Source organism: Emticicia sp. (genome assembly GCF_049241225.1).
Classification (GTDB): domain Bacteria; phylum Bacteroidota; class Bacteroidia; order Cytophagales; family Spirosomataceae; genus Emticicia.
In genome coordinates this window covers 1-2077 of record NZ_JBMLRC010000269.1, presented here as the reverse complement: position 1 = coordinate 2077, position 2077 = coordinate 1, and the positions used below count along the sequence as shown (strand labels likewise).

Here is a 2077-nt window from a genome sequence, read left to right as displayed (position 1 = left end):
GCAATCCAAATCGGCACTTTTTCACCACTGAAAGGATTGATACAATAACTTCCAGTAAACGCCCCCGAAACCGTTCTTACATCAGACATACGGTCGAGTTCTGAACGTTTTTGCGTTTCAGAAATATAATTTTCGATGCTTTCTTTTTGTTCGGGTGTTGTCAAAGAAGCCACTAATTCATGCTCAGGAGCTAAAACCATGAACGAAACACCATAAATGGTATCAACACGGGTCGTGAAAACTTCGATTTTTGTGTCTTCGTTGTTTTCAAGAGCAAATTTTACCATTGCTCCAACCGAGCGACCAATCCAGTTTTTTTGTTGCTCTTTCAATGAATCTGACCAATCAACCAAATCCAAACCACTAATCAAGCGGTCGGCATAAGCTGTGATTCTCATTACCCATTGTTGCATTTTTTTCTGAATAACTGGGTAGCCACCACGCTCCGAAACGCCATCTTTTACTTCATCATTCGATAAAACCATTCCCAACGCAGGGCAGAAGTTTACTACCGAATCAGAAAGATAAGTTAAGCGATAATCCAATGAGATTTTATATTTTTCGGTTTCGCTAAATGCTTTCCATTCTTCGGCCGAGAAACTTGGCGTTTCGTCATTACAAGCTGCTTTTATTCCAGTTGTACCATTTTGCTCGAATTTTTCGTATAAAGATTCAATGGCTTCAGCTTTGTCAGTTTCCTTATTATACCAAGAATTGAATAATTCCATGAAAATCCACTGTGTCCACTTGTAATAATTGGGGTCAGAAGTTCGTACTTCACGACTCCAATCGTAGCAAAAACCAATTTTCTTTAACTGACTTATATAAGTCGTAATATTATTTTCGGTCGTGATAGCTGGGTGCTGCCCTGTTTGAATAGCATATTGCTCGGCTGGAAGTCCAAACGAGTCAAACCCCATTGGGTGAAGCACATTAAAACCTTTCAGACGCTTGTATCTTGAATAAATATCGGTTGCGATGTAGCCCAGTGGATGCCCAACGTGCAGGCCAGCCCCCGAAGGATACGGAAACATATCCAACACATAAAACTTAGGTTTTGTGTGGTCAATTTCTACTTTGTAAGTTTGGTTTTCTTCCCAAACCTGTTGCCATTTTTTTTCAATTTCACGATGGTTGAACTCCGACATTTCTTGAATTAGCTTTTTGCTATTAGCTATTAACTATTAGCTTTTTTTGAATATTTTAAAATTTTAAATAAAAACAACAAACAATTTAGGCTAAAAGCTTATGGCTAATAGCTAAGTGCTTAAATTTTTACACAAAAATACAATTTTAAAGCTGTATCGTTGTTATTTTGTGTCTACAAAATCAAACCTTTTCAATCTTATGTCCAGAAAGGTAATAATCTCGCTGGTTTTTATTTTAGCAATAGCTTTATTATCAGTGTTTTATGCAAAAACAAAGACACAAACGTCGCCTTTAGTTCTAATGACCGATTTTGGGGTAAAAGATGGTGCAGTAGCAGCCATGAAAGGTGTTGCATTGAATTTAGCACCAGATTTGACGATTCATGACCTTACCCACGAAATTCCGGCGTACAATATTTGGGAAGGTGCATTTAGGTTACAACAAACTGCTCCTTATTGGCCGACTGGAACTGTTTTTGTCTGCGTGGTTGACCCAGGAGTTGGTACGGAACGTAAATCAATTATTCTGAAAACCAAAGCCAACCACTATTATGTTGGTCCTGATAATGGACTTTTTACGTTAGTGGCTGAAAGTGAAGGCGTTGAAGAAATTCGAGAGATTTCGGCGGCAAATCGTTTGCCAAATTCTCAGAATTCGTATACGTTTTTCGGGCGTGATGTATTTGCTTATTCGGGAGCAAAATTGGCTTCTGCTGGAATTAACTTTGAAGAAGTAGGGGAGAAAGTGCCTGATAATAAGTTAATTATGCTCGAATATCCAAAGCCTAAATTTGAAAATGGTTTGATTTCGGGAGGTATTCCGATTTTGGATATACAGTACGGAAATGTATGGACAAATATTGACCAGAAAACTACGAATCAGCTTGGATTAAAGATTGGTGATAAGCTTTCGGTGAAAATTTTTGATG

At 38.0% G+C, this 2077-nt stretch carries 2 protein-coding genes; one reads left to right on the top strand and one right to left on the bottom strand.

The window, feature by feature from the left end:
- Positions 1–1148, bottom strand: a 1148-nt coding sequence (locus ACOVO2_RS14410) for a class I tRNA ligase family protein (RefSeq protein ID WP_421770652.1), incomplete at its 3' end; no start/stop codon positions are given.
- 199 nt (positions 1149–1347) lie between these two features.
- Between ACOVO2_RS14410 and ACOVO2_RS14405 the strand changes: the two genes are divergently transcribed.
- A partial coding sequence (locus tag ACOVO2_RS14405) for an SAM hydrolase/SAM-dependent halogenase family protein (protein WP_421770651.1) occupies positions 1348–2077 on the top strand: 730 nt, incomplete at its 3' end.